30 protein-coding genes and 1 pseudogene are annotated in these 22,370 nt (G+C 68.6%); 21 read left to right on the forward strand and 10 right to left on the reverse strand.

Annotated elements, in window-relative coordinates:
• Nucleotides 1–26: 26 nt before the first annotated feature.
• The 7 genes from ACTF4R_RS06660 to ACTF4R_RS06690 all read left to right on the forward strand — a co-directional run bounded on the left by ACTF4R_RS06660 (nucleotide 27) and on the right by ACTF4R_RS06690 (nucleotide 4,999).
• Nucleotides 27–953: a DUF7351 domain-containing protein gene (locus ACTF4R_RS06660; RefSeq protein WP_440007101.1), complete on the forward strand. Its 927-nt coding sequence runs from the start codon at nucleotides 27–29 to the stop codon at nucleotides 951–953.
• A gap of 275 nt (nucleotides 954–1,228) precedes the next feature.
• On the forward strand, nucleotides 1,229–1,438 hold the full coding sequence (locus tag ACTF4R_RS06665) for a hypothetical protein (RefSeq protein ID WP_440007102.1): 210 nt from the start codon (nucleotides 1,229–1,231) through the stop codon (nucleotides 1,436–1,438).
• Nucleotides 1,439–1,553: 115 nt separating this feature from the next.
• On the forward strand, nucleotides 1,554–2,510 hold the full coding sequence (locus ACTF4R_RS06670; RefSeq protein ID WP_440007103.1) for a DUF5787 family protein: 957 nt from the start codon (nucleotides 1,554–1,556) through the stop codon (nucleotides 2,508–2,510).
• Nucleotides 2,511–2,573: 63 nt separating this feature from the next.
• Complete coding sequence (locus tag ACTF4R_RS06675) at nucleotides 2,574–2,801, forward strand: DUF7317 family protein (RefSeq protein ID WP_440007104.1); 228 nt, start codon at nucleotides 2,574–2,576, stop codon at nucleotides 2,799–2,801.
• 24 nt (nucleotides 2,802–2,825) lie between these two features.
• Nucleotides 2,826–3,404 (forward strand): PIN domain-containing protein, encoded by a 579-nt coding sequence (locus ACTF4R_RS06680; protein WP_440007105.1) that lies wholly within the window; start codon nucleotides 2,826–2,828, stop codon nucleotides 3,402–3,404.
• A 90-nt stretch (nucleotides 3,405–3,494) separates the two neighbouring features.
• On the forward strand, nucleotides 3,495–4,487 hold the full coding sequence (gene thyA, locus ACTF4R_RS06685) for a thymidylate synthase (protein WP_440007106.1): 993 nt from the start codon (nucleotides 3,495–3,497) through the stop codon (nucleotides 4,485–4,487).
• The gene (locus tag ACTF4R_RS06690; protein ID WP_440007107.1) at nucleotides 4,487–4,999 is read left to right on the forward strand and encodes a dihydrofolate reductase; all 513 of its coding nucleotides are present in this window, start codon (nucleotides 4,487–4,489) and stop codon (nucleotides 4,997–4,999) included. Before thyA ends, ACTF4R_RS06690 begins: the two co-directional genes overlap by 1 nt.
• On the opposite strand, the gene ACTF4R_RS06695 is transcribed toward ACTF4R_RS06690, so the two are convergent.
• A complete protein-coding gene (locus ACTF4R_RS06695; protein ID WP_440007108.1) occupies nucleotides 4,996–5,400 on the reverse strand; it encodes a hypothetical protein in 405 nt (134 codons plus the stop codon). The two genes, ACTF4R_RS06690 and ACTF4R_RS06695, sit on opposite strands and share 4 nt — an antisense overlap.
• A gap of 80 nt (nucleotides 5,401–5,480) precedes the next feature.
• Between ACTF4R_RS06695 and thpR the strand changes: the two genes are divergently transcribed.
• The 4 genes from thpR to ACTF4R_RS06715 are packed head-to-tail and all read left to right on the forward strand — an operon-like array spanning nucleotide 5,481 to nucleotide 7,189.
• Nucleotides 5,481–6,035 carry an RNA 2',3'-cyclic phosphodiesterase gene (thpR, locus tag ACTF4R_RS06700; RefSeq protein ID WP_440007109.1) on the forward strand — a complete coding sequence of 185 codons (555 nt, stop codon included), beginning with the start codon at nucleotides 5,481–5,483 and terminating at the stop codon, nucleotides 6,033–6,035.
• A 53-nt stretch (nucleotides 6,036–6,088) separates the two neighbouring features.
• Nucleotides 6,089–6,241 (forward strand): 50S ribosomal protein L39e, encoded by a 153-nt coding sequence (locus ACTF4R_RS06705; RefSeq protein ID WP_113274757.1) that lies wholly within the window; start codon nucleotides 6,089–6,091, stop codon nucleotides 6,239–6,241.
• On the forward strand, nucleotides 6,241–6,519 hold the full coding sequence (locus ACTF4R_RS06710; protein WP_113274758.1) for a 50S ribosomal protein L31e: 279 nt from the start codon (nucleotides 6,241–6,243) through the stop codon (nucleotides 6,517–6,519). Before ACTF4R_RS06705 ends, ACTF4R_RS06710 begins: the two co-directional genes overlap by 1 nt.
• 4 nt (nucleotides 6,520–6,523) lie before the next feature.
• Complete coding sequence (locus ACTF4R_RS06715; RefSeq protein WP_440007110.1) at nucleotides 6,524–7,189, forward strand: translation initiation factor IF-6; 666 nt, start codon at nucleotides 6,524–6,526, stop codon at nucleotides 7,187–7,189.
• A 40-nt stretch (nucleotides 7,190–7,229) separates the two neighbouring features.
• Here ACTF4R_RS06715 and ACTF4R_RS06720 read toward each other — a convergent pair whose 3' ends face one another.
• The 3 genes from ACTF4R_RS06720 to ACTF4R_RS06730 form a co-directional block, all read right to left on the reverse strand.
• Nucleotides 7,230–8,246: a methyltransferase domain-containing protein gene (locus ACTF4R_RS06720; RefSeq protein ID WP_440007111.1), complete on the reverse strand. Its 1,017-nt coding sequence runs from the start codon at nucleotides 8,244–8,246 to the stop codon at nucleotides 7,230–7,232.
• A 38-nt stretch (nucleotides 8,247–8,284) separates the two neighbouring features.
• Complete coding sequence (locus tag ACTF4R_RS06725; protein ID WP_440007112.1) at nucleotides 8,285–9,301, reverse strand: AAA family ATPase; 1,017 nt, start codon at nucleotides 9,299–9,301, stop codon at nucleotides 8,285–8,287.
• 207 nt (nucleotides 9,302–9,508) lie between these two features.
• Complete coding sequence (locus tag ACTF4R_RS06730; protein WP_440007113.1) at nucleotides 9,509–11,638, reverse strand: DUF7282 domain-containing protein; 2,130 nt, start codon at nucleotides 11,636–11,638, stop codon at nucleotides 9,509–9,511.
• Between the two features lie 226 nt (nucleotides 11,639–11,864).
• Here ACTF4R_RS06730 and rnz point away from each other — a divergent pair, with 226 nt between their 5' ends.
• The 4 genes from rnz to ACTF4R_RS06750 all read left to right on the forward strand — a co-directional run bounded on the left by rnz (nucleotide 11,865) and on the right by ACTF4R_RS06750 (nucleotide 15,151).
• Entirely contained in the window at nucleotides 11,865–12,791 is a 927-nt protein-coding gene (rnz, locus tag ACTF4R_RS06735; RefSeq protein ID WP_440007114.1) for a ribonuclease Z, read from the forward strand.
• A 72-nt stretch (nucleotides 12,792–12,863) separates the two neighbouring features.
• Nucleotides 12,864–13,424, forward strand: a complete 561-nt coding sequence (locus tag ACTF4R_RS06740; protein ID WP_440007115.1) for a hypothetical protein — start codon at nucleotides 12,864–12,866, stop codon at nucleotides 13,422–13,424.
• A 42-nt stretch (nucleotides 13,425–13,466) separates the two neighbouring features.
• On the forward strand, nucleotides 13,467–13,868 hold the full coding sequence (locus ACTF4R_RS06745; protein WP_440007116.1) for a hypothetical protein: 402 nt from the start codon (nucleotides 13,467–13,469) through the stop codon (nucleotides 13,866–13,868).
• Entirely contained in the window at nucleotides 13,859–15,151 is a 1,293-nt protein-coding gene (locus tag ACTF4R_RS06750) for a glucose-6-phosphate isomerase (RefSeq protein ID WP_440007117.1), read from the forward strand. Before ACTF4R_RS06745 ends, ACTF4R_RS06750 begins: the two co-directional genes overlap by 10 nt.
• Before the next feature lie 19 nt (nucleotides 15,152–15,170).
• Here the strand turns inward: ACTF4R_RS06750 and pdxT are convergent, their stop codons facing one another.
• Nucleotides 15,171–15,761 (reverse strand): pyridoxal 5'-phosphate synthase glutaminase subunit PdxT, encoded by a 591-nt coding sequence (gene pdxT, locus ACTF4R_RS06755; RefSeq protein WP_440007118.1) that lies wholly within the window; start codon nucleotides 15,759–15,761, stop codon nucleotides 15,171–15,173.
• 36 nt (nucleotides 15,762–15,797) lie between these two features.
• Nucleotides 15,798–15,962 (reverse strand): preprotein translocase subunit Sec61beta, encoded by a 165-nt coding sequence (locus ACTF4R_RS06760; protein ID WP_113274768.1) that lies wholly within the window; start codon nucleotides 15,960–15,962, stop codon nucleotides 15,798–15,800.
• A gap of 212 nt (nucleotides 15,963–16,174) precedes the next feature.
• Here ACTF4R_RS06760 and trxA point away from each other — a divergent pair.
• Nucleotides 16,175–16,447: pseudogene (gene trxA / locus ACTF4R_RS06765) on the forward strand (thioredoxin); the annotation flags it as partial.
• 129 nt (nucleotides 16,448–16,576) lie between these two features.
• Here the strand turns inward: trxA and ACTF4R_RS06770 are convergent.
• Both ACTF4R_RS06770 and ACTF4R_RS06775 read right to left on the reverse strand, forming a co-directional pair.
• On the reverse strand, nucleotides 16,577–17,413 hold the full coding sequence (locus ACTF4R_RS06770; protein WP_440007119.1) for a phosphatase PAP2 family protein: 837 nt from the start codon (nucleotides 17,411–17,413) through the stop codon (nucleotides 16,577–16,579).
• A 2-nt stretch (nucleotides 17,414–17,415) separates the two neighbouring features.
• The gene (locus tag ACTF4R_RS06775) at nucleotides 17,416–18,627 is read right to left on the reverse strand and encodes a YihY/virulence factor BrkB family protein (RefSeq protein ID WP_440007120.1); all 1,212 of its coding nucleotides are present in this window, start codon (nucleotides 18,625–18,627) and stop codon (nucleotides 17,416–17,418) included.
• A gap of 131 nt (nucleotides 18,628–18,758) precedes the next feature.
• Between ACTF4R_RS06775 and ACTF4R_RS06780 the strand changes: the two genes are divergently transcribed.
• The 3 genes from ACTF4R_RS06780 (at nucleotide 18,759) to ACTF4R_RS06790 (ending at nucleotide 20,522) form a co-directional block, all read left to right on the forward strand.
• Nucleotides 18,759–18,995 carry a DUF8142 family protein gene (locus tag ACTF4R_RS06780; protein WP_113274772.1) on the forward strand — a complete coding sequence of 79 codons (237 nt, stop codon included), beginning with the start codon at nucleotides 18,759–18,761 and terminating at the stop codon, nucleotides 18,993–18,995.
• A gap of 106 nt (nucleotides 18,996–19,101) precedes the next feature.
• The gene (locus ACTF4R_RS06785) at nucleotides 19,102–19,413 is read left to right on the forward strand and encodes a cupin domain-containing protein (protein ID WP_440007121.1); all 312 of its coding nucleotides are present in this window, start codon (nucleotides 19,102–19,104) and stop codon (nucleotides 19,411–19,413) included.
• Between the two features lie 62 nt (nucleotides 19,414–19,475).
• The gene (locus ACTF4R_RS06790) at nucleotides 19,476–20,522 is read left to right on the forward strand and encodes a thiamine pyrophosphate-dependent dehydrogenase E1 component subunit alpha (RefSeq protein WP_440007122.1); all 1,047 of its coding nucleotides are present in this window, start codon (nucleotides 19,476–19,478) and stop codon (nucleotides 20,520–20,522) included.
• A 46-nt stretch (nucleotides 20,523–20,568) separates the two neighbouring features.
• Here ACTF4R_RS06790 and ACTF4R_RS06795 read toward each other — a convergent pair whose 3' ends face one another.
• Entirely contained in the window at nucleotides 20,569–20,799 is a 231-nt protein-coding gene (locus ACTF4R_RS06795) for an Lrp/AsnC ligand binding domain-containing protein (protein ID WP_433626379.1), read from the reverse strand.
• Between the two features lie 81 nt (nucleotides 20,800–20,880).
• Here ACTF4R_RS06795 and ACTF4R_RS06800 point away from each other — a divergent pair, with 81 nt between their 5' ends.
• Both ACTF4R_RS06800 and ACTF4R_RS06805 read left to right on the forward strand, forming a co-directional pair.
• Nucleotides 20,881–21,564 carry a potassium channel family protein gene (locus ACTF4R_RS06800; RefSeq protein ID WP_440007123.1) on the forward strand — a complete coding sequence of 228 codons (684 nt, stop codon included), beginning with the start codon at nucleotides 20,881–20,883 and terminating at the stop codon, nucleotides 21,562–21,564.
• Nucleotide 21,565: 1 nt separating this feature from the next.
• Complete coding sequence (locus ACTF4R_RS06805; protein WP_113274777.1) at nucleotides 21,566–21,796, forward strand: Lrp/AsnC family transcriptional regulator; 231 nt, start codon at nucleotides 21,566–21,568, stop codon at nucleotides 21,794–21,796.
• Between the two features lie 10 nt (nucleotides 21,797–21,806).
• Here the strand turns inward: ACTF4R_RS06805 and ACTF4R_RS06810 are convergent, their stop codons facing one another.
• Nucleotides 21,807–22,322 (reverse strand): DUF5813 family protein, encoded by a 516-nt coding sequence (locus tag ACTF4R_RS06810; RefSeq protein WP_440007124.1) that lies wholly within the window; start codon nucleotides 22,320–22,322, stop codon nucleotides 21,807–21,809.
• Nucleotides 22,323–22,370 lie beyond the last annotated feature (48 nt).

A 22,370-nucleotide genomic window follows, 5' to 3' on the forward strand; every position in this document is an offset into this window, starting at 1 on the left:
AGCCGCCCCTCGTAGAGAGTTGACATATGAGCAGCGAAACCGGCGAATCGAGCTTTCAGGACTGCGAGGACTGCCTGGCTCCGGCGGAGGCGTTCTCCGTCATCGCCAACGAGACTCGGCTCTCCATCCTCGAAGCCCTCTGGCAGTCGCCCGAGCGGCCGGTCAGTTTCTCGGAGCTTCGCAAGGAGGTCGAGATGCGCGACAGCGCGCAGTTCAACTACCACCTCCAGCAGCTGACCGACCACTTCGTCGTCCAGACCGACGCGGGCTACGACTTCCGGCAGGCCGGCAAGAAGGTCGTCCGGGCCGTCCTCGCCGGGTCGTTCAACGAGCGCCCCCAGGTGAAACCCATCGAGTTGAGCGAGACGTGCGTCGACTGCGGAGCACCGCTCCGGGCCGACTACCGCGACGAGATGCTCGGCATCGAATGTCCCGACTGCGGGAAGCCCCACGGGCGCTATCCGTTCCCGCCGGGCGGCCTGAACGACCGCACCGACGACGAGGTGATGGACGCGTTCAACCAGCGCGTGCGCCACCTCCACTGCCTCGCGGCCGACGGCGTCTGCCCCGAGTGCAACGGAAAGATGGGAACGACGATAACCCTCGACACCGAGGACCTGCTCGGACTCGAAGTCCGCGTCGACCACCGCTGCCAGCAGTGTCACCACCAGCTGTACTCCGCGGTCGGACTCTCCCTGCTGGACCAGTCCGAGGTCGTCACCTTCCACCGCGACCACGGCATCGACCTCTGTACGAAACCGTACTGGGACCTCGCGTGGTGCGTCAGCGACGAGTACACGACCGTACTCTCGACCGACCCCTGGAAGATACGGGTGACGATTCCGCTGGACGACGAGGAACTGCAGGTCACCCTCGACGGCGACCTCGCAGTGCTCAGCACGGAGCGCGTCGACGCGACGACCGCGCCGGACGCGAAACAGCCGGTTTCGTAGCTCGGTCGCTTCTCCGGGCCCCACCCCGGACGCTCGCGTTCCTGCTGAACGCGCTCCCGCTCGTCGGCGGCGTCGTGCTCGTCGGGGTCGGTCCGACGTCTCACCGCACTCGTGTCGATGGATGCCATCGCCGTGCTCGTCGCCTGGGTGACGAGCATCGCCGCCGCTGCGCTTCCGTTCGTCGTCCGGGCCGCGGTCCCACTCTCGAACGGTTCCAGTAGCGAGCGCCACGGTCCGGCGAAAACGCTTATCGAACTCCGCGCCGCTCTGTACTGTTGGGGGATACCATGTGTCATCCTCGGGACCACCGAAGTGAGGAGTACGAATCGACCAGCGAAACGGAGCGCGACCCGATTCCCGACTGGAAGCGCGAACGGTTCCCGGACGACGACCGGCGCGAGGACGAGGAGTGGGAGCGGCGGAAGCGGCGGAAGCGCGACGGACTGATTGCGCGGGTGACTACCAGGGTCGCCTCGCTGTTCTAGGACGGAATCACGCCGAAATCGGGGAGGGGCCCGGGCCGATCACCGACGGACGCCGCCCTTCCTCGAACTCGCCGACAGCGAACGGCTTTTCTCGCGCGCGTTCGTGGTGGCAGTCGTGCGAGAGTACCCGTTCGAACTGGCGCTGTGCGCCCACCTCGAGGCGACGACCGACCGGGTCGTCGCCCGGCAGATCGGTGCGGGCGTCCACGCGCCCGGCAATCGGGTGCTCGACGTGGTCTGCGTCGAACCGGGACCGGAGTTCGAGGAGCGCGCGGCGCTGACGAGCGAGACCATCCCGCCCCTGGCCGTCGAGAGCGAGGCGGGCGTCGGCCGGGCGCGCCCCTGGCGCGACGCTGTCGACGCCTCCGCCGACCACGCCCGGCGCGTCGTCGACCGGGCGGTCGAGGTCGGGTTCTTCGAGCGCGAGCGCCGGGGCGGCCGCGAGTACGTCCGGCAGGTCGCGCGGTACCCCGACTGGGTCGGTCGCCTCGTCGGCGTCGAGAACAAGCCAGACCTCGGCGACCCCGGCGACCTCGAAACCCAGCTCCGGAAGGACGTGAGCCTCGCGCTCGTCGACGAGATCGTGCTGGCGACCGAGAGCTACGTCACCCGCGCGCACCGCAACCGCCTCCCCGACGAGGTCGGTATCTGGCGCTTCGACCCGGAGACGGGCGAGCGCGAGGTCGTCCGCGAGGCCGAACCGCTCGCGACCGACGAGGCGGGCGTCGAACTGCTCGACGTCCACCCCGGCCGCACGGACGTGCGCGTCGCCGGCGCCGACGCGAAGGCGAGACGACGCCGGCGGATGGCCGAGCGCGCCTACGGCAAGGGCTGGCGACCCGACGCACTCCCCGCGTGCGCCGAGGCCGCGGTACGCGACGGCGGCCTTCCGCACTGTCGCTGGAAGGGGACGGTCGTCGACCCCCGCGAGTGCGGCCCGGCGTGTCCGGGCCACGACCCGGCCGACCCGCCCGAGTTCGACGCCGACGCCGAGCGCGACGACCGCTCGCCCTGGGTCGCCGACCCGGAGGGCCGCGCCCGGCGGCAGGCCGGCCTCGACCGGTTCGGGTAGCGCCGGCCGCCGCTACGAAGGGAACCGAAGGAATCTTGAAGTGTATTGCGCGGCCATTAAGATATGACAATGGCAGACGCCCGCACGAGAGGGGGGAGAGACGAACTGGCGACCGTCATCGGTCTGTACGCCCTCGGGGAGTTGACGCTGGGAGAGGCGGCGGACCGTCTAGACGTCTCCCGGTACAAGATGCGGGACATTCTCCGCGAGTCGGGCGTCCAAGTGCGGCTTGGACCTGAATCTGCCGAAGATGCCCGAGACGACGCATCGAACGCCCTGGATATCGAATAGATGTCGTCGCAGCGAGCAACTCTGGTGGTTCTCGACGCCACCGTTCTATCAAACTTCTCTCATATAGACGAGATAGATTTCCTCGCGTCGACGTTCAACAACCCTGTAACCGTGGCGCAGGTCGCCGAAGAACTCCGCGCCGGTGTCGATGACGGCTACACGTTTCTCACACGAGCACTCGACGCTATACCGGAGAACAACGAATCCAACGTCAGTTCGCGTGACGAGCAAACAGACCCTCATATCAGAGTCGCCCTCGTCATGAAGGAAGTTGTCGAGAATATTTTAAGCGACCACAGGCTCGATGCAGGCGAGGCGCACGCATTGGCGTTGGCCGTATCCAACAACACATCGGGTAGGACAATCCTCGACTGGGGCTATAGCGAGGTGGTGTTCGCCAGCGACGACCAGGACGCCCGACGCGAGGCACGCGACCGGAACGTCACCGTTATCGGGACCGTCGGTATCCTCGCCCGCGGCGTCGATCGCGGCGCGTTCTCGCTAGAACAGGCAGATGCCTGGTTAGACACATTGGTCGAAGACACGGGCTACTATTCGCCCGTCGAGAGTATCGCGGAGGTCCTGCCGGACGACGTGGAGTGACTGCCAGTCAGTGTAGCGTAACGCACGAACGTTCACTCAGGCCGACGGTGTATCCGACAACCCTTTTATCCGCAGTGCGAACCGTCGCCTATGGAGCAGTATCTCGGACTCGTCGAGCGCATACTCCGGGACGGGACCTACAAGCCCAACCGGACCGGCGTCGACACCGTCTCGTCGTTCAGCCAGCACTACGAGGTGGACCTCCAGGGGGGCTTCCCCCTCCTGACGACGAAGCGGATGGACGGGTTCCGCTGGGACTCGATGATTCACGAACTGCTGTGGTATCTCTCCGGCGAGGAACACGTCCGGAACCTCCGCGAGAAGACCGGCATCTGGGACGAGTGGGCGGACGAGGAGGGCCATCTCGACACGGCCTACGGGCGCTTCTGGCGGCGCTTCCCCGTCCCCGAGGAGGGGCTGCCCGGCGAGTCGTGGCCCGACAACGACCACCGCTGGCGGAACGACGACGGCACCTTCGACCAGATTCGGTACGCCATCGACCAGTTGCGGGAGAACCCCCGCTCGCGGCGCATCGTCGTCAACGCCTGGCACCCCGCGAACGCGGCGGTCAGCACCCTGCCGCCCTGCCACTACACCTTCGTCTTCAACGTCCAGGGCGACCGGCTGAACCTCCACCTCACCCAGCGCTCGGGCGACGTGGCGCTCGGCATCCCGTTCAACGTCGCCGCGTACGCCCTCCTCGCCACCGTCGTCGCGCGCCAGACCGGCTTCGAGGTCGGGTCGTTCGCCCACACCGTCGTCGACGCGCACGCCTACTGCGGCGAGGGCGAGCGCGGCGAGTGGTACCGCGACAACCTGCCCGAACTCCAGGAGCGCATCGCTGGCGTCGAGTCCCGCGAGGAGTTCTCCGACGTGCGCGACTGGCTCGACGCCGAAGCGCCGGGCGACAACGACGACCGGATGGACCACGTGCCCGGCCTGCTCACCCAGCTCTCCCGCGAGCCGAAGTCCCGCCCCGCCATCGAGGTGGACGCCGACTCGCTCGCCGACCTGGAGTACGAGGACGTTCGCCTCCGCGACTACGACGCCCACCCCGGCATCTCCTTCGGGGTCGCGGAGTGATGGACCTCGTCCTCGTCGCCGCCGTCGCCGAGAACGGCGTCATCGGCCGCGACGGCGGGATGCCCTGGCACTATCCCGCCGACCTCGAACACTTCAAGGAGACGACCACGGGCCACCCCGTCGTCATGGGTCGGACGACGTACGAGAGCATCGCCGCCGACCTCGGCGGCCCGCTCCCCGACCGGACGAACGTCGTCCTCTCGCGGAGCGACCCCGACCTGCCCGACGACGTGGTGGTCGTCGAGAGCGTCGACGCGGCCGTCGAGGCCGCCGAGCGCGCGGCCGAGGCGCGTGTCGTCGACGTCGCGTACGTCGTCGGCGGCGCGTCGGTGTACGAGCAGTTCATCCCGCGCGCCGACGCGATGGTTCTCACCGAGATTCACGACGCCTACGAGGGCGACACCCGCCTCCCCGGCTGGAGCGAGGACGACGGCTGGAACGCCGAGGGCTGGACGGAGGTCGAGCGCGACGACCGCGAGGAGCTGTCGTTCGTCCGGTACGAGCGCCCCTAGTTGGCGGCCTCGCGTCCTCCTCCTACGTTTCGCCACGCCGCGACCGCGCCGATAGCGAGCGCGACGGTGCCCGCGGCGAGCGCTATCGGCAACGCCGTCGTTCCCCTCGCGGGGTCGACGTCGAGCGCGGACGAGAGCAGGAGCACCACTATCCAGCTGACGATGCTGAACACCCACACCTGCCGGTAGGAGACCGGCAGCCGGCCGGTGGCGACGAGCGTACCGACGACGAGTCCGGGAAGCGTCCACAGCAGGACGACCTGCGGCGCAGGGTCGCCGACGAGGAGGGACGAGAACGCGCTGGTCGGCAGAGCGAGGAGGAGGACGCTCCCGACCACGATTCCGACCCGTTCGAGGCTATCGGGGGAGACCATGCTCGATTCGACGCCGGCCGGTGGCATACGCTTTCTCCTCGGGTCGTGCCCCGGCGTGCCCGCACCGACCGCCAAACTACAAGCCTCGGGGCACCCAACCGACGAGCATGCGACTGTTCGTCAGCATCGACCTCGACGCCGACCTGGCCGAGAGCGTCGCGGGCGTTCAGGAACGGTTCGCGGACGCCTCGGGGCTGAGCTTCACCGACCCGGAACAGGCGCACGTCACGCTGAAGTTCCTCGGCGACACCGACCCGGACCGCGTCCCCGAGATAGTCGAAGCTATCGAGACCGCCGTCGACGACGTGGATTTCGGTCCGTTCGAGGCGGAGTTCGGCGGACTGGGCGTCTTTCCGAGCCTGGAGTACATCAGCGTGCTCTGGCTCGGCGTCCGCGACGGTAGCGAGGAGATGACGCTGCTCCACGAGACCGTCGAACCGCGGCTGTACGACCTCGGGTTCGACCCCGAGGAACACGACTTCACCCCGCACGTCACCCTCGCGCGCATGGAACACGCCGGCGGCAAGGAACTCGTCCAGGAGAACGTCCGCGAACTCGACCCGACCGTCGGCAGGCAGCGCGTCGAGACGGTTCGGCTGACCGAGAGCGAACTCACCGCAGACGGGCCGGCGTATTCGACCGTCGAGGCGTTCGACCTGTAGCGCGCTCTAAAAGGAACAAGATTTTATGCGACGGCGGGGAAGACCCTACCACTATGGGTAAGAAATCGAAGGCCAAGAAGAAACGACTGTCCAAGCTGGACCGTCAGAACAGCCGCGTTCCCGCGTGGGTCATCATGAAGACCGACCGCGACGTGATGCGAAACCCCAAGCGCCGTAGCTGGCGGCGCAGCAACACGGACGAATAATGAGCGCGAGCGACTTCGAGGAGCGCGTCGTGACGGTGCCGCTCCGGGACGCCAAGGCCGAAGCGAAGCACAAGCGCGCCGACAAGGCGATGACCATCGTGCGCGAGCACCTCGCTCAGCACTTCAAGGTCGACGAGGACGACGTGCGCCTCGACCCCTCGATCAACGAGGCCATCTGGTCGCAGGGTCGCAAGAACCCGCCGAGCAAGCTTCGCGTGCACGCGGCCCGCTTCGAGGAAGAGGGCGAAGCGGTCGTCGAAGCCGAATACGAAGAGTAGAGCGTTGCTTCGCGCCGCCTTCATCGGTTCGTCGTACGTCGGCGTCTTCGCTCGCAGCACTGACGAGTATCTCCTGATTCGTCCCGACCTCGACGACGACCTCGTCGCCGACGTGACCGACGAACTCGGCGTCGACGCCATCGAGACGACGGTCGGCGGTTCATCGACCGTCGGCGCGCTCGCCACCGGCAACGAGAACGGCCTGCTGGTCAGCAGTCGGGTCACCGACCGCGAGCGCGACCGCATCGAGAACGTGGTGGACGTGCCGGTCACCGAACTGCCGGGGCGCATCAACGCCGCCGGCAACGTCGTGCTGGCCAACGACAGCGGCGCGTACGTTCACCCGGACCTCTCCCGAGAGGCGGTCCAGACGGTCTCGGACGCACTCGACGTGTCCGTCGAACGGGGCGAACTCGCGAGCGTCCGGACCGTCGGCACCGCGGCCGTCGCGACGAACTCGGGCGTGCTCTGTCACCCGAAGACGACCGACGACGAACTCGACGCGCTGGAAGCCGCCCTCGACGTGCCGGCCGACATCGGCACCATCAACTACGGCGCGCCGCTGGTCGGCTCCGGCCTCCTGGCCAACGCCCACGGCTACGTCGTCGGCCAGGACACCACGGGCCCGGAACTCGGCCGTATCGAGGACGCGCTCGGTTACATCGACTGACCCTTTCTCCGTCTCGACGACGAGCGCCGTCGCGAGCGAACTACTCGTCCCCACCCTCGTCGCGTAGCGCCCGCGGCGTCTCGTCGGACTCGCGTTCGAGCACGACTACGTGCCGCGTCAGCGACCGGTGGACGCGGCGCTCGAACGCGTCGGTGACGGTCCAGCCGGCGTCGCGGGCCGCGTCCGCCCACGGTCGGTCCCCGACGACCACCGCGCGCGGCGCGACCCGGCGGGCTTCCGCGAGCGCGCCCGCCACGAGGTCGTCCAGTTCGAGGTTGGCTATCTTCGACTGGCGGCCGTAGGGGGCGTCGAAGACGACGCCGTCGACCGCGTCGTCGGGGAACGGGAGGTGGGTCGCGTCGCCCCGAACCGTGGCCCAGTCGGCGTCCGGGGCGTAGCGAGCGAGGTTCTCGGCCGCGCCGCGGGCCATCTTGCGCTGGGCGTCCACCCCGAGCGCTCCCGCGCCGACGAGCGCGGCCTCGACGAGCACGCCGCCGGTGCCGCACATCGGGTCGAGAACCGTCGCTCCGGGGCGCGCGCCTGCAACGTTCGCCAGCGCCCGGGCGAGCAGCGGGTCCATGCTCCCCGGCTGGAAGAACGGGCGGTCGGTCGGCTTCCGGGTGCCGAAATCGCGACGGCTCTCGGCGACGAGCCAGCCGAGCAGGCAGGTGTCGTCACTGAACAGCGCGCGGAGTTCGTGGTCGGGGTCGTCGAGGTCGACGGCGAACTCGCGGTCGACGAGCACCTGACCGAGTTCGCGCTCGACGCGCTGGGTGTCGATGCCAGCGCTGTTGCGAACGTCGCGGGCGCGCACGGCGACCGTCCCCGTCCGGTCTATCGACGCGGCCTCCAGCAGCGCGCGAGCGCTCGCCGGGTCGGCGTCGGTCTCGCCGACCAGTTCGCTGGCCCGGTGGGTGTACGCCAGGTCCTGGACGCGGTCGGTGAGCGCCGTCGCTCGCGCGAGACCCGGTGCGACCACCGCCACGTCTGTCGCGGCGCTTTCGGCCTCGCGAGCTGCGAACGCGTCGTCTTCGCCGCCGAGTTCGAGTGCGTACATCTTTGGTGGGTCTCCGACCGTCTCTTCGACGACGCGTCTCAGTTCCCCGTCGCACCGAGCTCGGCGAGCATGTGCGAGACGTGGATGCGGCCGCTGGTGCCCTCGGTGAGGTCCATGTCGACCTCGCCCGCGAGACGGTACGCCTCGGCGAGTCGGTCGCCGGTGTAGCGGTTCGACCGCGAGATGACCTCGAGCATCTCTTCGAGCACCTCCTGGCCGCTGTACCCCTCGTCGATGAGCAGTTCGTCGAGCGTCTTGCGCGCGTCGGTGAACTCGCCGGCCTCGGCGTCTTCGAGCATCTCCTCGACGCGTCCGCGAACGCCGAACTCCCGGAGCACCTCGTAGGCGTCGGTCGTGACGGCGCCCTCCTGTTCGTACAGCAGTTGCGCGCCCAGGATGGCCTTCCGGAGGTCGCCCCGGGCGTAGCCCGCGACGAACTGCAGGCCCATGTCGTCGTACTCGACGCCCTCCTCCACCAGTATCGGTTCGAGCACGGAGACTATCTCGTCCTCGGTCGGCGCGCGCACGGCGACCGGGAAACAGCGCGACTTGATGGGCGGGATGAGCTTCGTCGGCTGGCGCGTCGTGACGACGAACTGCGTCGTCTCGTGGTACTGCTCCATCACGCGACGCAGCGCCTGCTGGAAGTCCTCGCGAATCGCCTCGGCGTTGTCGAGCACGACGGTCTTGTACGACCCCGAGACGGGCTGGTAGCTCGCCGACTCCTTGAGTACGTGGTTGATGAGGTCGGCCTTCGAGGAGTTGCGCCGTCGCTTGCTGTCGATGAAGGACGCGAATCGGGGGTCCTCGCTGATCTCCTTTTTCGTCATCCCGAAGAAGTCCGCGACGTTGATCTCCACGAGGTCGTTGTCCGGGTCGTCGTGCGCTTCGCGCGCCAGCGCCCGCACGGCGGCCGTCTTCCCGCTCCCGCTCGGGCCGTAGAGCACGAGGTTGAGCGGCTCCTCGACCGCCCGCTGGAGGTAGTCGCGCACCTCCGGCTGGGGCAACTCGGAGAGGTCCGGCGCGTGCGTCTCGGTCCACAGCGGCGCTTCCATTCTGCCCTGCTCTAGGCAGCGGCCGGGTATGAATCGGTCGATTGCTGGCCGTCCGGACCTCCCCGGTCCGGACCTCCCGTGCGGTCGGCAGCGACTTCACGGCCGCTCGCCGACGGCACTGGTAGTCGGTTCGTCGTCGGTCGATGGACGAAAGAAGCAGAAATCGATGGTCGCCGGTTCGATGCCGAACTGCCCGGACGTGGCGTCTCAGGCTTCGGCGGTCGTCGTTTCCTCCGCGACCGTCTCGTTGGCGACGGCCGTCGTCGTCTCTTCTGCGACCGGCGTGGTCGTCTCCGCCTCAACTGGCGTCGTCGTTTCTTCTTCGATTGGCGTCGTGGTCTCCGCTTCGACCGGCGTCGTCGTTTCCTCTTCGACCGGCGTGGTCGTCTCTTCCTCGACCGGCGTGGTGGTTTCCGCTTCGGCCGGCGTCGTCGTCTCTTCCGCGGGCGTCGTGGTCGTCTCTTCGGCCGGCGTGGTGGTTTCGGCCGTCTGCAGCGTGATGGCTGCTATTTCGCCGAAGTTGCGCGTGTAGACGCCGTGCGTGTACGTACCGGGCGCGACGTCGCTGGTGTCGACCTCGTACGTTATCGACGCGTTCTCGCCCGGACCGAGCGTGACGTTCTTGCGCTGGACCACGTCACCGTCGAGCCGGAAGTCGACCGCCTGGGTGAGCTCCTGGTCGGTCGGGTTGGTGACGGTCACGTTGACCATCAGCGTCTCGCCGACCGTGGCGTTCAGCGGCGCTTCGAGATTCATCACGTCGAGCGACGGCCCGAGGTCCGTCACGTCCTCGACGCCCTCGGCGGGCGTCGTGGTCTCCTCTTCCTCGGCAGGAGTCGTGGTCTCTTCTTCAGCCGGCGTGGTGGTCTCTTCCTCGACCGGCGTCGTGGTTTCTTCTTCAGCCGGCGTGGTCGTCTCCTCTTCTTCGACCGTCGTCGTCTCCTCTTCTTCGACCGGCGTGGTGGTCTCTTCCTCGACCGGCGTGGTCGTCTCCTCTTCGACCGGCGTAGTGGTTTCCTCTTCGGCCGGCGTGGTCGTCTCGGCACCCTCGACGCTCACCAGCGCGGGGTCGATGACGACCTGGTTGTCGACGACGTACGGGATGTCCTTCTGGCCGTCCGATTTCGAGAAGTCGTACACCTGGTTGCCGTTGGTGTCCAGGTGCGGCATGGCGATGAGGACCTGGCTCCGTTCTATCGGCTCCTCCAGTCTCACCGTCACGTCCTCGTGGGTGCCGGGTTCGAGGTACTGGGACGTCCCGACGACGCTCCCGACCGCGTTCCCGTCGAGCAGGCTCCGGTCGTGGATGGCGACGAAGCCGCCCTCGGACATGCTCACGGAGTCGACGGTGACGGTCTCACCGGCCGTGGTCTGGTTCTCGAACGTGACGTTCGCCGACAGCCGCGAGACGTCCTGCGGCTGTTCGGGTGCGCCCGGCATCGCCGGCATCTGGACGTCTCGGGGCATCTCGAAGGTGAAGGTCACGTTCTCGACGGTGACGTCGGACAGCACGACGCGGACCGTCTCGATGTCGCTCGGTGCGTCGGTGTCAGCGTCCTCGGCCTGTTCTTGAGCGTCCTCGGCTTGCTCCTGGGCGTCCTCGGCGGCCGCCTCTATCTCCTCCTGGTCGGTCCCGCTGACCGACTCCTCGACGGTACCGCCCATGAGGAGTTCGGTGAGGTTCACGTCGACCTGCTGGTCGCGCAGCGTCACGTCGCTGACCCGCACGGTGCGGTCTGGCTCGGTGCTGTCACCGATGACGAACGACCACTCGTCGATGTTCATCTCCTCGACCTGGAACACCAGCTCTTCGGTCGGCTGGGCTTCCTCGGTCGGGGCACCGACGGTGACGTCGGCCTGGTCGATCACCACTTCGCCGGCCGACGTGTACGGACCGTCGACGTCGCCCCCGCCGATGACGAAGTCGTACACCTGGTTGTCGTTGGTGTCCAGGTGCGGCATGGCGATGAGCGGCTGGCTCTCGTTGATGGGTTCGGCGAGCGTGACGGTGACGTTCTCGTGCGTGCCCGGTTCGAGATACACCGAGTTGCCGCGCACGCTGTCGACGACTTCGCCTTCGAGCAGGGTCTGGTCGTGGATGGCGACGAAGCCGCCCTCGGACATCGTCACCGACTCGATGACGATCTGCTCGCCGTCACTCCTCTGTTCGTTGATAGTAATGCTCGCTTCCGTCTCCTCTTCCTGTGTGTTCGATAACTCTGTGCCTGTTGCCGCGTTGGTCGACGTCGCTGCCGCCAGCGATACAGCTGCTCCACTGGCGAACACGACGAGGACGACCATGACGGCGACGCTAACAGTTCTCGGGTCGCGTGTCATATCTCCCTCCTGAGCCGCACGATACCGAACGACGAGTCCCCGGATAAACGCGCCAGACCGTTCACGGGGACCCCCTTCGACGCCGACAGTTAGGCCGAACCTGCAAGCGGTCGCCCGTCCTCTAATCGCATCGTTAAGTTCGCGTTTCGACCGCGGTCCTCGTTCGCCGGAGCAGTCACGGTTTCGAAGCCGGTTTAGCAGTCCAGCCCCCAACGTCGAACGACTGATGTCGATGCGCGTCACCTTCCTCGGAACCAGCGGGGCAGTGCCGACCACGAGGCGAAACCCGAGCGCCGTCTTCGTCAACCGCGAGGGCGACCGCCTGCTGTTCGACGCCGGGGAGGGAACCCAGCGCCAGATGATGCGCTTCGGCACCGGGTTCGCCGTCTCGGACGTCTTCGTCTCCCACCTCCACGGCGACCACGTCCTCGGGATTCCCGGTCTCGTCCAGACGATGGACTTCAACGAGCGCGAGGACCCCCTGACCATCCACGTTCCTCGCGGCACCGGCGACGACGTGAACGACCTGGTTCACGCCGCCGGCAACCGCCCGTCGTTCCCCGTCCGCGTCTCGGAGGTCGCGCCGGGCGAGACGGTCGTCCGCCGCGAGGAGTACGAGGTCCGGACGTTCCGAACCGACCACGACGCCAACGCCGTCGGCTACGCGCTGGTCGAGGACGACCGCAAGGGCCGATTCGACCGCGAGAGGGCCGAGGAACTCGGCGTTCCGGTCGGTCCGAAGTTCTCGAAGCTCCACGAGGGCGAGCCGGTCGAACTCGACGACGGCACGGTCGTCCGTCCCGAGCAGGTCGTCGGCGACCCCCGTCCCGGACGACGGTTCGTCTACACCGGCGACACCCGGCCCAGCGAGCAGGTCGTCGCCGCGGCGGAGGACGCCGACCTCCTCGTCCACGACGCCACGTTCGCTAGCGACCGCGCCGACCGCGCCGCCGACACCGCCCACTCCACCGCGGCACATGCCGGCGAAATCGCCCAGCGCGCCGGCGCGGTCCGGCTCGCGCTCACCCACATCTCCTCCCGGTACGCCGGGGACGTCTCCGCACATCTGACGGAGGCCAGCGAGACCTTCGACGGCGAGGTGTTCGTCCCCGAGGACGGCGAGACGCGCGAGATTCCGTATCCTGACGGTTGAGTCTGACCGGTCGTCCTCCGGACTCCTCGACCCGTGCTGAAGATTTTTGACGGTCGAGCGAGAGTCGATGGTATGCGTCCCCACTTCGCGCTCCTCGTCGCCGCCCTCTCCGGAGCGGTCGGTCTCGGCTACGCCGTCGGCGGCGTCGACGGCGCCGCCACCGCCGGCGTCGCCGTCGCGCTCGGCGTCGGCATCGTCGTCGGCTTCCTGCTCGTCGCCAGCGCCCTCGGCGCGACGGTCGACGACTCCGCGCCGTGGCCCGCCGTCCCGGTCGCGGCGGTCCTCCTCGCCGCACTCGCCGCGCCCGAGTACCTCCCCGCGGCGGACGCGCTGGCGTCGTTCGAACGCTTCGCGGCCGCGTTTCTCGCCGGCGGTCTCCTGCTGGGGGTCGCCGGCGGCGACGCGCGTCGGGGCCTGTGGTTCGGCATCGTCGCCGGCGGGGCGGCGGGCGTGGGGTACGTCTTCGTCGCGGTCCACCAGTCGTTCGCGACGCGGCCCGAACTCTGGCTGTTCGTCCTCGTCGCGAGCGTCGTCGCGCCCGCCGTCGGTAGCGCGCTCGCCGGTGCCGGCGGCGCGCTGGGTGGGGCGCTCTGTAACGCGTTCGACCGCGCCGACGGCGTCGCCGACCGCTGACTCGCGCTCGCCGCCGAGTTCGTCGAACTCGACGACGGCACGGTGCGCGTGCGCTTCGACGCGGCCGAACTGAAGCGACTCTCCGGTGCTGCCGGCCGGATTCAGCTCTATGGGAAGTACGACACGACCGCCTCCGAGCGCGTCTACTTCGACCACTCGGTCCTGAACGCGAACCTCGCGGCGAGCGACTTCGGCGAGAAGCGGGGCCGGGACGACGAACCCACCTGCGAGGAGCGGTCGAACGCCACCGCGACCGCGTCCGTCGCCGGTCCGACCCGTCGCCGCCTGAGCGGTCCGGCTTCCGGGACGTCGGGACTGCCGCTTCTCTCAGTCGCCGATTCGCGGCGACCGCTCCGTCACCGATTCGACGGCGGGGACCCGCCTCGAACGTCGAAGTGGATGGCTTTTTCACCGGGGATACCGCCGGTTCGAGCATGCGCGTAGACCTCGGCAACGCCTTGGACGACGTCGCCTCGCCCGGTGTCGCCCGCGCGGAGTTGGAAACGCTCGACGAACGGGTCGCGGACGCCCACGAGCGCATCGCGGACGGCCGGGCGAACGACGAGCACGGCTACGCCGCGCTGAACCTTCCCGGGACGACCGACGCGGACGAGATACGGTCGGCGGTCGAACCGTTCGCGGACGCCGACGCCGTCCTGACGGTCGGCATCGGCGGGAGCGCGCTCGGCGCGGCCACGCTCGCCGACGCGCTCGACTCGGACGTCGACGCCTACTTCCTCGACAACGTCGACCCCGAGCACGTCGCGGGGCTCCTCGACGACCTCCCCCTGTCCGACACCGCGGTCAACGTCGTCTCGCGTTCCGGAACGACCGCGGAGACGCTGGCGAACTTCCTCGTCGTCCGTGACGCGATGGACGCCGCGGGCGTGGACTGGACCGACCGGACCTTCGTCACGACCGGCGAGTCGGGCAACCTCCGGGACCTCGCCGACCGCCACGACCTGCCCGCGCTCGACGTGCCCGAGGGCGTGCCGGGACGCTTCTCGGCGCTGTCGACCGTCGGGCTGGCCTGCGCCGCCATCCAGGGACACGACTTAGACGCCATCCTCGCGGGAGCGGGCGACGCGGCCGACGGCCTCTCCGGGTCGCTGTTCGAGTCGCCGGCGTACGCCTACGGCGCGGCCTGCTACGCGCTCGACGAGCGCGGGGCGAGCGTCAACGCGATGATGCCGTACGCCGAGTCGCTGGAGACGTTCGCGGAGTGGTTCGCCCAGCTCTGGGCCGAGAGCCTCGGCAAGGACGGCGTCGGCCAGACGCCGGCCCGCGCCCTCGGCGCGACCGACCAGCACTCCCAGCTGCAGCTCTACCGCGCCGGCCCGCGCGACAAGATGGTGTCGTTCGTCCGCCCGACCGAGCGCGAGGACCGCGAGATTCCCGAGACGGACCTGCCCGGCCTGGAGTACCTCGGGGGGTCGTCGCTCGGCGAACTGCTGGACGCGGAGTTCGAGGCGACGGAGGCGAGCCTCGCGGCGGCCGGCCGGCCGAACGTCCGCGTCGAGATAGAGCGCGTCGACGAGCGCGGCCTCGGCGAACTGCTGTACAACATGGAGGCGGCCTGCGTCCTCGCGGGCGAACTGTACGGCGTCGAGACGTTCGTCCAGCCGGCGGTCGAGTGGGGCAAGCGCGCGGCCCGCGGCCTGCTCGGCGGCGGCGACTTCGAGGAAGCCGCGGCCGTCGACGAGAAGACGACGCTGACCGTCGAGTAGGACGCGGGCGGGGACCCGACTACTTCCGCTCGTCGGGGAAGAAGGCGAGGTCGTGGAGGCGGTCGTCGTCGGTGAGTTCCGGGTGGAAGGAGAGGCCGACGACGGGGCCGTCCCGGACGGCGACCGGGTGGTCGTCCCACGACGCCAGCACGTCCGCCTCGCCCACGTCGGCGATGCGCGGCGCGCGGATGAACACCGCCGGGAACGGGTCGTCGAGTCCGTCCACCGCGAGCGGCGCTTCGAAGCTGTCCTTCTGGCGGCCGAACGCGTTGCGCTCGACGGTCGCGTCGACGAGGTCGAGCGTCTCGACGCGCTCGTCGCCGGCGTCCGTCGCGGCGACGATGAGGCCGGCGCAGGTCGCGAGCACCGGCTTTCCGTCGGCGACGTGGTCGCGTATCTCGGGCGCGATACCCTCGGAGTGGAGGAGTCGCGAGATGGTCGTCGACTCGCCGCCCGGGAGCGACAGGAGGTCGCAGTCGGGGACGACGCCGGACTGACGTATCTCGACGACCGTCACGTCGCGGCCGCGGGCGTCGGCGGCCCGACGGATGGCGTCGGCGTGTTCGCTGACGTCGCCCTGGACCGCGACGACGCCGGCTGTGAGACTCATGGGCGCGTTACGAAGCGCGCGGAAAAAAGGGCCTCGCTACAGCGCGAGGAAGTTCAGGACGATGATCAGGACGCCGAAGAAGACGCCGAACGCGACGATCGACTTGGGGTCGATGCGGATGGCGTTTCGGTCTTCGGCGTCGAAATATCGGACGAGTCCGGCGCTGGACATCAGTCCGCCGGAGTTCTGGCCACTGCTCATACATCGGGGTCCGTCTCCGTCAGGTGTAAAGGTTTCGCCACGACCGCGACGGCGACGACCGGCGACGGTTCGCCGTCCGGCCACCCGGTGTCTTTTTTCTCGCCGGATTCGGGTCGACGAATCGGTTCGCGGGCAGCGCGCGGTTCCGGTCGCGGCAAGCCACGGGGAGTGGGAAACCCTTATGCGCGGGACAGACTAACGTCCGGGAAGAGAGCATGACTGTGAGGCTACTGGACTTCTACGCGGACTGGTGTGGCCCGTGCAAGACGCAGGACCCCATCCTGGAGGACTTGGAAGAGGACTGGGGCGACCGCGTCGAGTTCGAGAAGGTCGACGTGGACGAGCATCAGGACGTGGCGAACGAGTATCAGGTTCGCTCGATTCCGACCATCGTCATCGAGGACGACGACGGCGTCGTCGAGCGCTTCGTCGGCGTCACCCAGCGCGAGGACCTCGAAGGCGTCCTCGAAGAGGCCGGCGCGTAACTCGACCGCCGACTCGCCGGGCCGAGAGCCGGACCACCGACGGCAGTTCACCGTTTTCTGCGAGAGAATCCGTTGCGACACCGGAGAGCGACCCGCTCGCCCGGGTCGTCAACACCGCGACGAATCGACTCAGCGCGTGACGCGTCCGACGACGAGGGGGTACGCCAGGATACCGCCCTGGGCGACGCCGTTGATGACGAACACCGCGGCGAGCGGGAGCGGCCACCGGAGACCGACGTACGACAGCGCGCCGAGGACGGCCAGACCGACGACGGCGGCGACGTACCCGACGTTCCCTTCCGGGCGGCCGTCGAGCGCGTGCCACGCCGCCAGCGCGCCGACGGCACCTCCGAACGCCGCGACCGAATCGATACTCGGCGCGGCGACGGTGCCGGGGTCGCCGCCGAGGCTCGTGACGACGACGGCCGAGGCGGCGACGACGGACGCGACCGCGAACATCGGCAGCGGCCGCCAGTCGACGACTTCGACGACGAAGGCGAGGTAGACGAGGCCGACGACGAGGCCGACGACGACGTCGACCGCGAAGTGGACGCCGATGGCGAGTCGGGAGAACCCCACGAGCGCGACGACGACCGTCGCGACGGCGACGCGTATGCGGTGGCGCGCCCGCTCGATGGAGAGCGCCAGCAGCCCCCAGACGACCGTCGACCCGATGGCGTGACCGCTCGGGAAGCCGTAGCCCGACGCGTGGGCGAACCTGAGCGCCTCGTCCGGTCGCGGGCGAGCGAACACTCCTTTCAGCGTCAGCGTCAGCGCGAGCGCGCCGACCGTCGCCCCGATGACGAACCCCCAGCGTCTGCGTCGGTCGCCGAACCAGTACAGCACCGCGAGGACGACGAAGAAGAACCACGCGTCGCCGAGTTGCGTCAGCACCGAGAACGCCTCGCGGACGACGGTCGGTAGCAGTTCGCTGAGCCATTCCGTAACCCCCCATTCGCGGCTCATGGTTACGAACGCCAGTCCCGGACGCGGCCGACGACCCGTCCCGGGACGCCGAGTGCGTTCACGCCGAAGCCGACCAGCAGCATCAGCGCGTACAGTCCGAGCGTCGACAGCCAGACGACGACCATTCCCGCGATGGCCCAGCCGCCGTCGAGCCAGCGGAACGCGCCGAGCGTCATCAGCGTCCCGTACAGCAACACGAGATACGGCCCCCATCCGCGGGCGTGGCCGCGGCGCATCCGGCTACGGACGTACTGTTTGAGCTCCGATTCTAGCTGTGGCTTCTCGACCGTTCTCTCGTCGACGTCGCGCTCGAAATCCTCGAGTTCCGACTGGACCTGTCGCAGGTCGTCGCGCAGTTGGAGGATGTCCGGCGCTGACTGATCAGTATCGTCGGTCATGTGGTCCCCTCGGTCTTCCTGCTGTCTTTTCTTGGCGTCCGCCGCGTCTTTAGTTTTCCTGAACGACTTACGCCTCGCGAGGACGACGTTCACCACCACGCCGAGCAACAGGAGGATGCCGCCGAAGTACAGGAGCGTCACGAGCAACAGCGCGCCGCCGAGCACGCCGTAGACCGCGAACCGCCCCGCCTGCTCGAAGTACGCCTGGAAGCCGGCCTGGAGGACGGTCCAGCCTACCGTCGCCACCAGCGCGCCGGGCAGCGCCTCCCGGAGCGAGACGCCGGCGTCGGGGAAGACGTAGTACAGCGGAAGGAAGACGGGCAGGAGCGAGAACAGGAGCACGACCGACGCCACGAGGCCGGCGAACGGTACCCACGCGAACGTCGACAGCAGCGCCTCGACGGCGACTATCGCGCCGACGGCGGCGCCGATTATCGCCAGCACGGTCACCGCGTCGACGACGGTCTCGACGAAACTGCCGTCGTCGTGAGTGTCGTAGACCCGCGAGAACGCCTCGTCCAGGCCCCGGAACACCTTCAGCGTGCTCCACAGGAGGACGGTCGACCCGACGACCGTCGCGCCGCCTCGCCCCGACCGGTCGCGAATCACGTCTCCGACGATCTCCGCGGCAGCGGGACTGAGAGACCCCTGGAGTGCCGCCTGGACCTCGGCGGCGAGCGCCTCGCCGCCGAAGAAGGAGGCGGCAGCGACCGCCAGCAGCAGTGCCGGGATGATGGAGACGAACGCGTAGTAGGCGATACTGGCCGCGAGAAACGTTATCTGCTGGGCGCGCGCCTCGTCGACGATGTCGCGCACCGTAGTCGTAAATCCGCCATATGCCGTCGTCACGGTCTTCGTTTCGTCGGACCCTACAAAAACTCCGCCACTGTTGGGACCGAACCGCGGACACCGTCCCGTTTTTGGTCGTGCAGCGCCGACGCTCTGGCATGGGAACGCCGCTGCCGACCGAGGAGTCCGGCGAGTCGGGGAACCGCGTCCGCGCGGCGAAAGCCGTGGCGCCGTTCCTCGCGCTGGGACTGTTCGACCTCCTGTTGCTCATGGGCTGGGGAGTGGACCCGCTGTGGGGGTTCGCCATCCTCCCGCCAATCCTGTTCATCAGCGTGCTGGCGTGGATCGGGTTCAAGTCCGGGTTCATCACCGACCACAACGACCACGGCGACTGACCGGGGGCCCGGACTCCCCGGTGTCTCGACGCCGCGTCGAGTCACGGTCGACTCGTCGGCTTCGCTCTCCCGAATCGCTAAGGCACGCCGGACCGTTCCGGCGAACGTGCTCGACCGCTATCCCGACCTCGACCCCGACGCGGACGAGGTGCTGACCGAGGAACTGGCCGTGAGCGACGACGTGCTCGTGAAGGCGTTCGCGCTGGGTCCCGGCGCGGAACTCGACCCCCACGAACACGGCGACAGCACGAACGTCTTCCACGTGCTGGACGGCGAGGTCGTCGTCGTTCAGGGCGACGCGGAGGCGGTCGTCGACGCGCCCGGCGTCGTCGTCCACGAGCGCGGCGAGGTCCACGGCGCGCGAAACGAGTCCGACGACGTGGCGGTCTTCACCGCGAGTCTCTGCCCGCTCCCCTGACCGGGTCCCCGGTCGCGACTCCTTTCGGAACGAATTTGAAAGCGGCACGCATGGCGGCACGCATGAACCGCATCATCGGGGAGCGCGACCTGTCGGAGACGCCGTTCTCCGCGGAGGAGGCGCGCGAGACCTTTCGACAGATGGTCCGGGCGCGGCAGTTCGACGAGCGCGCGCTGGCGCTCCAGCGCCGCGGCTGGATGAGTAGCTGGCCGCCGTACCGCGGCCAGGAGGGGTCGCAGGTCGGCGCGGCGCTGGCGATGGCCGCCGACGACTGGCTCTTCCCCACCTATCGGTCGAACGCGATGCAGATAGCTCGCGACGTCCCGATGAGCGACGTACTGCTCTTCCGTCGGGGCCGTCCCGAGTTCGCGTCGGACCACGACGTGCCCAACTTCCCGCAGGCGGTGCCCATCGCCACCCAGATTCCCCACGCGACCGGCGCGGGGATGGCGATGAACCACCGCGGCGACGACGGAGCGGTGCTGTGTTACTTCGGCGACGGCGCGACCAGCGAGGGCGACTTCCACGAGGGGCTGAACTTCGCCGGCGTCTTCGACGCGCCCGTCGTCTTCTTCTGCGAGAACAACAACTGGGCGATCAGCCTGCCGCGCCACCAGCAGACCGCGAGCGACAGCATCGCGGAGAAGGCCCGGGCGTACGGCTTCGGCGGCGTGCAGGTGGACGGCAACGACCCGCTCGCGGTGCGGGAGACGGTCGCCGAGGCGCTCCGGTCGGCCCGCGACGGCGAACCGGTGCTCGTCGAGAGCCTGACCTACCGCCAGGGGGCGCACACGACCAGCGACGACCCGAGCAAGTACGAGGACGCCGAGCAGGAGCTTCCGGAGTGGCGGAGAGCCGACCCGCTCGACCGCTACGAGGAGTACCTCCGGGAGCAGGGCGTCGTCGACGACTCGTTCGTCGAGAGCGTCGAGGAGGAAGCGGGGACGGCGCTGGACGAGGCGGTCGAGACCGCCGAGTCGGCTCCGGAGCCGGACCCCCACGACGTGTTCGACCGGGTGTACGAGGAGGTGCCGCCGCGCCTGCGCGACCAGCGCGGATGGCTCGACTCGTTCCGCGAGGACAACGACGTGTACGAACTCGACCACTGAGCAATCGGTTCGCTCCGCAGGTCGTACGAACTCGACGTTCCGCAGGTCAGTCGATCGCCATGTAGGTCTTGGTGTCGACGACGCCGTCCAGTTTCTGCACGTCCGACGAGGCGGTCTGGAGCACGTCGTACACCTCGTCGGCGTCGACCTCGACGACGATGTCGTAGTCGCCGGCGACGATGTGGGCCTCCTGAACGACGTCGAACCCCCGAACCGCGTCGAGCAGGTCCTGTGACTTCCCGGCAGCGGTGTTGACCATGATAAACGCGTGCACCATGTCGCTGTGTCATACTCTACCACGCGAGAAAAACCTTCCCCCGGAGAAAAGTTATTCAACCCGTCTGCCGTACCGTTTCGCATGCGATTCGTTATCACTGGTGCAGGGCGCGTCGGCTTGCGGACTGCCCGCGTGCTCCGGGAGGAGGGCCACGACGTCGTGCTGGTCGAGCGCGACTCGAACAAGGCGGACCGGGCGCGCAACGACGGGTTCGAGGTCGTCGATGGCGACGCCTCCAAAGAGGAGGTGCTCGAGGAGGCCGACCTCGAATCGGCGGACGCGGTCGGCGGACTGACGGGCGACCTGAACGTCAACTTCGCGGCCTGCATGGTCGGCAAACACCACGGCTGCCGGACCGTCCTGCGCATCGACGAGGACTACCGCGAGGACATCTACCGGAAGTTCGCTAGCGACGTGGACGAGGTCGTCTACCCCGAGCGTCTCGGTGCCATCGGCGCGAAGAACGCCCTGCTGGGCGGTAACGTCCGCGCCATCGCCGACATCGCCCAGAACCTCCAGGTGGTCGAGTTGACGATAACCGACGAGTCGCCGATGCGGGGCTACTCCATCAGCGAACTCGAACTGCCCGCCAACTCCCGGCTGCTCGCCTTCGGCAAGCAGGACGAGCCGATGCGAATCCCGTTCCCGGACGACTCGCTGGAGTTGGGCGACCGCATCGCCGTGCTCGCCGACTTCGCCGTGCTGGAGGACGTGCGCCAGATTCTCGTCGGTAACGCCAGTCGCGCCACCGCGGGAGGTGTCTGAGATGGTTCCCGCCTACATCATGGTCAAGGCGAACACGAGCGAGGCCGACCGCCTCAAAGACTCCATCCGCGACCTCGACGGCGTGGAGGACGCTCACATCGTCGCCGGAGACGTCGATCTCATCGTGAAGGTCACGGTCGACAGTCCCGCCGAGGTGAAAGAGATCGCCGCCACCGGCATCCAGGGTATCAGCGGCGTCGAGGACACCCAGACCTACATCGCGATGGACTAGCCGTTCTCGTTCACCGGCGCTCTCGCGTCCCCTCCTCCCCCTCGTCGTAGTTCTGTCGCGCCCGATCGATCAGCCCCGCCGCCGGTTCGCGGTAGTCGTAGCCCGGAACGATGCCCTGTACCCAGGTTCCCTCCGCGTACTCCACGACGGCCAGCGCGTCCTCGGGGGCCGGCGTCGTCGAGAACGAGACGGTGAGAACCACCTCGGCCCCCTCACGTCCTATCTCCGGGGGCGTAGCGTCGTCGGCCTGCGCGACGGTGTGGACGTCGTCGAGGCGACGCTCCAGCGTCTCGTACCAGCCGTCTTCGACGACCTCCGCGACCGTCTCGCCGGCGACGACGGCGTCCAGCGTCGGCAGCCGAACGGTCACCGCGGCGTCGCCGTCCGTCTCGCCGTCGCTCTCCTCGTCCGCCGTGCGCACCGTCGCGTCGAACGGCGTCGTCGTCGCGACGAACTCGCCCGTCTCCCGTCGCTCGAAGGCGTCGTGGGTCTCGAACGACCGCCGTGCTCGCGTCTCGTCGGTCATCGGTCGCGCTACGGACGCGGCAGTGAAGGGCGTTACGAGAGGTCGGCG

The sequence above is a fragment of the Halomicrococcus pelagicus genome, from assembly GCF_051917725.1.
GTDB lineage: Archaea > Halobacteriota > Halobacteria > Halobacteriales > Haladaptataceae > Halomicrococcus.

What these genes read in the sequence shown, in the direction of transcription:
- ACTF4R_RS06660 (WP_440007101.1), top strand. Translation starts at nt 27, where the DNA reads ATGAGCAGCGAAACCGGCGAATCGAGCTTTCAGGACTGCGAGGACTGC.
- ACTF4R_RS06675 (WP_440007104.1), top strand. Translation starts at nt 2,574, where the DNA reads ATGACAATGGCAGACGCCCGCACGAGAGGGGGGAGAGACGAACTGGCG.
- thyA (WP_440007106.1), top strand. Translation starts at nt 3,495, where the DNA reads ATGGAGCAGTATCTCGGACTCGTCGAGCGCATACTCCGGGACGGGACC.
- ACTF4R_RS06690 (WP_440007107.1), top strand. Translation starts at nt 4,487, where the DNA reads ATGGACCTCGTCCTCGTCGCCGCCGTCGCCGAGAACGGCGTCATCGGC.
- ACTF4R_RS06695 (WP_440007108.1), bottom strand. Translation starts at nt 5,400, where the DNA reads ATGCCACCGGCCGGCGTCGAATCGAGCATGGTCTCCCCCGATAGCCTC.
- thpR (WP_440007109.1), top strand. Translation starts at nt 5,481, where the DNA reads ATGCGACTGTTCGTCAGCATCGACCTCGACGCCGACCTGGCCGAGAGC.
- ACTF4R_RS06705 (WP_113274757.1), top strand. Translation starts at nt 6,089, where the DNA reads ATGGGTAAGAAATCGAAGGCCAAGAAGAAACGACTGTCCAAGCTGGAC.
- ACTF4R_RS06710 (WP_113274758.1), top strand. Translation starts at nt 6,241, where the DNA reads ATGAGCGCGAGCGACTTCGAGGAGCGCGTCGTGACGGTGCCGCTCCGG.
- ACTF4R_RS06720 (WP_440007111.1), bottom strand. Translation starts at nt 8,246, where the DNA reads ATGTACGCACTCGAACTCGGCGGCGAAGACGACGCGTTCGCAGCTCGC.
- ACTF4R_RS06725 (WP_440007112.1), bottom strand. Translation starts at nt 9,301, where the DNA reads ATGGAAGCGCCGCTGTGGACCGAGACGCACGCGCCGGACCTCTCCGAG.
- ACTF4R_RS06730 (WP_440007113.1), bottom strand. Translation starts at nt 11,638, where the DNA reads ATGACACGCGACCCGAGAACTGTTAGCGTCGCCGTCATGGTCGTCCTC.
- rnz (WP_440007114.1), top strand. Translation starts at nt 11,865, where the DNA reads ATGTCGATGCGCGTCACCTTCCTCGGAACCAGCGGGGCAGTGCCGACC.
- ACTF4R_RS06740 (WP_440007115.1), top strand. Translation starts at nt 12,864, where the DNA reads ATGCGTCCCCACTTCGCGCTCCTCGTCGCCGCCCTCTCCGGAGCGGTC.
- ACTF4R_RS06750 (WP_440007117.1), top strand. Translation starts at nt 13,859, where the DNA reads ATGCGCGTAGACCTCGGCAACGCCTTGGACGACGTCGCCTCGCCCGGT.
- pdxT (WP_440007118.1), bottom strand. Translation starts at nt 15,761, where the DNA reads ATGAGTCTCACAGCCGGCGTCGTCGCGGTCCAGGGCGACGTCAGCGAA.
- ACTF4R_RS06760 (WP_113274768.1), bottom strand. Translation starts at nt 15,962, where the DNA reads ATGAGCAGTGGCCAGAACTCCGGCGGACTGATGTCCAGCGCCGGACTC.
- ACTF4R_RS06770 (WP_440007119.1), bottom strand. Translation starts at nt 17,413, where the DNA reads ATGAGCCGCGAATGGGGGGTTACGGAATGGCTCAGCGAACTGCTACCG.
- ACTF4R_RS06780 (WP_113274772.1), top strand. Translation starts at nt 18,759, where the DNA reads ATGGGAACGCCGCTGCCGACCGAGGAGTCCGGCGAGTCGGGGAACCGC.
- ACTF4R_RS06790 (WP_440007122.1), top strand. Translation starts at nt 19,476, where the DNA reads ATGAACCGCATCATCGGGGAGCGCGACCTGTCGGAGACGCCGTTCTCC.
- ACTF4R_RS06795 (WP_433626379.1), bottom strand. Translation starts at nt 20,799, where the DNA reads ATGGTGCACGCGTTTATCATGGTCAACACCGCTGCCGGGAAGTCACAG.
- ACTF4R_RS06800 (WP_440007123.1), top strand. Translation starts at nt 20,881, where the DNA reads ATGCGATTCGTTATCACTGGTGCAGGGCGCGTCGGCTTGCGGACTGCC.
- ACTF4R_RS06805 (WP_113274777.1), top strand. Translation starts at nt 21,566, where the DNA reads ATGGTTCCCGCCTACATCATGGTCAAGGCGAACACGAGCGAGGCCGAC.
- ACTF4R_RS06810 (WP_440007124.1), bottom strand. Translation starts at nt 22,322, where the DNA reads ATGACCGACGAGACGCGAGCACGGCGGTCGTTCGAGACCCACGACGCC.